Here is a 4,468-nt window from a genome sequence, read left to right as displayed (position 1 = left end):
AACCCGGATATCCGCCGCGCGGTGAAGCTGGCCTACGACCCACAGCGGGTTCTCGATGTCGCGGCTCAGGGCGCGGGGGAGCTTGGGCACGACAATCCGGTGCCACCGGACAACCCGCTGTGGGTCGACTATTCGCTGGAACGGGACCCGGACGAGGCCCGTTCGCTGCTGCGCGCTGCCGGCCATGAAGGGTTGACGCTGGACATGTACACGTCCAGTTATGACCCGGTCTTCACGCCGATGGCGCTGGCGCTCTCCGACGCCGTCGCCGAGGCAGGGATCACCGTGAACATCCGGAACGCCTCGGCGGACTCGTATTACTCGCAGATCTGGATGCAGCAGCCGCTGATGGCGACCTACTGGTTCACGGGCCGGCCGGTCGACCAGCTGCTGAACCAGATCTTCCGCGGCGGGTCGTCGTACAACGAGACGGCGTGGGCGGACGACACGTTCGACGCGATGCTCGACGACGCGCGCCGTGAGATCGACGACGACAAGCGGCGGACCCTCTACCAGGACGCGCAGCGATACATCGTCGATCACTCCGGCTCCATCACGCCGATGTTCGCCGACCGGCTGGTCGGGCTCTCCCGCGACGTCGTCAACTACTACGAGCACGGTTTCGAGTTCGACTACCTGAACATCGGCCTCGCAGGTTCCGAGGGAGAGCGGTGATGGCTCTGTTCGTCCTGCGCCGGCTCGGCGCGATGGTGCTGACCATAATTCTGGCGTCGCTTCTGGTGTTCGTCGCACTACAAGCACTGCCGGGCGACGTCGCCACTCAGGTCCTCGGTCGTGATGCCACGCCGGATGCCGTCCAGGCGCTGCGTGACCAGCTCGACCTCGACCAGCCGGCGTGGCGCCGGTATGCCGAATGGGTCGGCGGAGCCATCCAGGGTGACTTCGGGACCTCGTTGGCTTCGGGCGAGAACGTCGGGTCCACGCTGGGTCTGCATCTGCGTAACACGCTGCTCATCGCTGTGATCGCCATCGTAGGAGGGCTGGTCCTCTCGCTGGTGCTGGGCGTAGTGGCCGGCCTGTACCGCGACCGCTGGCCCGATCACCTGATCTCCGGCGCGAGCCTGGTCGGCATGAGCGTTCCGGAGTTCGTTGTCGCGACACTTCTCGTGCTCCTGTTCTCGGTCACCATCCCGGTGTTCCCCGCAGTGGTGCTCGACGACGCCGACGCCACCATCGGGCAGCTGCTGCCGGGGATCTGGTTGCCCGCCCTCGCGTTGAGCATCGCGCTGGCGGCGTACGTGGTGCGGATGATGCGGACCAGCGTGATCGACGTGATGGCGAGTGAGTACGTCCAGACCGCCCGGCTGCGTGGGCTCGGCACCGGACGGGTGGTGCTGCGGCACGCACTGCCGAACGCCGTGCTGCCGACACTGAACGTGATCGCGTTGAACATCGCCTGGCTGGTGGGTGGAGTCGTCGTGGTGGAGACCGTCTTCAACTACCCCGGGATCGGCACTCTCATGATCGACGCGGTCTACGACCGTGACCTGCCGGTGCTACAGGCCATCGCGGTGCTGAGCGCCGTGGTCTACGCGCTGTGCAACCTCGCTGCGGACCTGGCGGCGATCGCCCTGAACCCGCGACTGCGCAGGGGAGTGGCGAGATGACCGGGAGAAAGGAGCACGGCATGGACGGCGATGTGGTGCGCGACAGCGATGTGGTGCGCGACAGCAACGACGGACGACACAGTGCGGTGCGTGACGTATGGACAGCGGTCCGGGCTTCGCGCGCGGCGACGGTCGGGCTTGCGCTCGTCGCCCTGCACGTGTTGGTCGCGCTGGTCGCACCACTGCTGACCGGCTACTCTCCGACGGCCAACGATCCGCAGCAGGCCCTTGCGGGCATGGGCTGGGACCATATCGCGGGCACCGACCAGTACGGCCGGGATGTCCTGACCCGAGTGCTGCACGGCGGCCGTTTCGCTCTGGTGGTCTGCGCGCTGTCCACGGTGGCGGCGGTGGGTCTCGGGACCCTGGTCGGATGTGTGGCCGCGCTGCGTGGCGGCTGGGTGGACAACCTGGTCATGCGGCTGGTCGACAGCGTTCTCGCGGTGCCGGCCATCCTGGCGTTGCTCGTGGTCGTCACCGCTCTGGGCACCGGCACCTGGGTCGTCGTGGCGGCCATCACCGTGGTCTACGTGCCCGGTGTCGTCCGAGTCGTCCGGGCCGCTGCGCAGAACATCGTGCCGTTGGAGTACGTGACCGCGGCGCGCGCCCGTGGCGAGCGCCGCTGGTCCATCCTCCGCCGGGAGGTGCTGCCGAACATCGCCGACGTCGTCGCCGTGGAGCTGGCGATGCGGGCCTCCTGGGCGGCGCTGCTGGTCAGCTCGTTGTCCTTCCTCGGTTTCGGAGCGAACCCGCCCACCCCCGACTGGGGCCTGATGGTAGCGGAGAACCGCACCGCCCTCACCGTCGTGCCGATGGCCACGCTGGCGCCGATCATCGCGCTGGCGACGTTCGTCGTCGGGCTGAACCTGGCCGCGGACGGACTCTCCAAGGCGTGGGGCATCGACAGGTTCCGGCGGAGCGATCGATGAGGCAAGTGCGACGAGAGACTATGAGCGGCGAGGCGCCGAGTGATCGGCGAGAGATGATGAGCGGCGAGAGATGATGAGCGGGAACGACGTGCTGGTGCGAGTGGACGACCTGAGCGTCGCGTACGGCGACACGACGGTCGTGGATCATGTCGGCTTCGATGTGCCTGCGGGAACGACGACGGCGCTGGTGGGGGAGTCCGGATCCGGCAAGACCACTGTGGCCGGCACCCTGCTCGGCTACCTACGTGCGGGAGCCAGGGTGACGTCGGGCCGGGTACACGTCGACGGGCGAGACGTGTTCACCCTGGACCGTGCCGGGCTCCGCGGCCTGCGTTCCACGACGGTCGCGATGGTCCCGCAGAACGCCGGTCACGCCCTGACGCCGTCGATGCGGGTGGGCCGCCAGGTGTCGGAGGCGCTGCGGGTGAGCGGTGTCGAAGCCTCCACCGCGCGTACCCGGACGATCGAAGCGTTCGAGCAGGTGAACCTCCCGAATCCGACTGAGATCGGCCGACGCTACCCGCACCAGCTCTCCGGCGGTCAGCAGCAGCGGGTCGCGATCGCTCTCGCGCTGGCCGCCCGTCCGAAGGTCCTCGTACTGGATGAGCCGACGACCGGCCTGGATGTGGTCACGCAGCGCGCGATCCTGGAACTGCTCCGGGCGCTGACCGAGCAGCTCGGTACGGCGACCGTGATGGTCAGCCATGACTTCGGCGTCGTCGCGGCGCTCGCCGACCACGCGACCGTGCTGCGGGCCGGCAAAGCCGTGGAGTCCGCGCCGACCTCGCAGCTGTTTGAGACGCCACGTGACGAGTACACCCGCGACCTGCTGGCGGCCGTCCCGCGCATCGACGCCGATGCGCGGGACGGCTCCAGAAAGGTCGTGCGGACCGAGCCGGTGATCCGGGTCGACGACGTCCGAATCGGCTACGGCCGGGATGAACACGACCTGGCCGTGCGCGGGGCATCGTTCGAGCTCCGACGAGGCGAGGTAGTCGCGCTGGTCGGCGAGTCAGGCAGCGGGAAGTCGACCCTGGCGTGGACCCTGGCCGGGCTACACCCGCCCCGGGACGGCTCGATGCGCTACCTTGCGGACAGCGCTCGGAACACCGATACCGGGAAGGACATCGGGGACGGCGACCTTGCGCACACCGCCGCCGCACGGCCGCTGGCTCTGCGCCGCCGGATCCAGCTGGTGTTCCAGAACGCCGACACATCGCTGAACCCGCGGCGGGTTGTCTCCGATGCGGTGCGGCGTCCGCTGAAGCTCTTCCGTGGTGTCGCGAACTCAGAGCTGAGCGCTCAGGAGCTCCAGCTGGCGCGCGACGTGCATCTGGAGCCTGAGCTGCTACGCAGGCTCCCCAGACAGCTCTCCGGTGGGCAGCGGCAGCGGGTCGGGATCGCCCGGGCGCTGGCGGGATCCCCGACGGTGATGGTGGCTGACGAGATCACCACCGCCCTGGACGTCTCGGTGCAGGCCACGATCCTGGACCTGCTCGATGAGCTGCGCTTGGAGCACGACCTGGCCTGCCTGTTCATCAGTCACGACCTGGCAGTGGTCAACCGGATCGCCGACCGGCTGCTGGTGATGCACGGTGGCGTGGTGGTGGAGGAAGGACCGACCGCGTCCGTGTTCGACGGGCCGAACCATCCGTACACGCGCGAGCTGATCGACGCCACGCTGGAACCCGACCCCGTACTCGCCCGGGCGGCCGTGCGACGGCGCATGGACAACGGCCTGCAGGGTGCTCTCGATGCTGGGCAGCTCGCCGGCGTCAGCGAGAGCGCCACGCATCGCGGTGATGCCGGCGACGCCGAGACGTCCCCATGGAGCTGGCGAGATGCCGGGCCGGGCATGGAGGATCTGGGGAACGGACACCGGATCCGGCGATGGGGACCGGTGCGCGGCCG

Annotated in this window: 4 protein-coding genes; all 4 read left to right on the top strand. The window is 68.8% G+C overall.

What is annotated here, in order from left to right; genetic code table 11:
* Positions 1–675: ABC transporter substrate-binding protein (locus ELR45_RS39585; RefSeq protein WP_205857522.1), on the top strand; the 675-nt coding region annotated here is incomplete at its 5' end.
* A complete protein-coding gene (locus tag ELR45_RS29585) occupies positions 675–1,628 on the top strand; it encodes an ABC transporter permease (protein WP_129669507.1) in 954 nt (317 codons plus the stop codon). The genes ELR45_RS39585 and ELR45_RS29585, both read left to right, overlap by 1 nt.
* Entirely contained in the window at positions 1,625–2,557 is a 933-nt protein-coding gene (locus ELR45_RS29580; protein WP_205857521.1) for an ABC transporter permease, read from the top strand. The genes ELR45_RS29585 and ELR45_RS29580 overlap by 4 nt, the downstream gene beginning before the upstream one ends.
* Positions 2,558–2,627: 70 nt before the next feature.
* Positions 2,628–4,468 (top strand): ABC transporter ATP-binding protein (locus ELR45_RS29575; RefSeq protein WP_165368216.1); only part of this gene is annotated, 1,841 nt, incomplete at its 3' end.

Source organism: Phytoactinopolyspora endophytica (assembly GCF_004138495.1).
In the GTDB taxonomy this organism is placed as follows: domain Bacteria; phylum Actinomycetota; class Actinomycetes; order Jiangellales; family Jiangellaceae; genus Phytoactinopolyspora; species Phytoactinopolyspora endophytica.
This window is presented reverse-complemented; position numbering and strand designations above follow the sequence as displayed.

Excerpts from the sequence above, each read along its gene's own strand:
- ELR45_RS29585 (WP_129669507.1), top strand. The coding sequence starts at position 675 with ATGGCTCTGTTCGTCCTGCGCCGGCTCGGCGCGATGGTGCTGACCATA.
- ELR45_RS29580 (WP_205857521.1), top strand. The coding sequence starts at position 1,625 with ATGACCGGGAGAAAGGAGCACGGCATGGACGGCGATGTGGTGCGCGAC.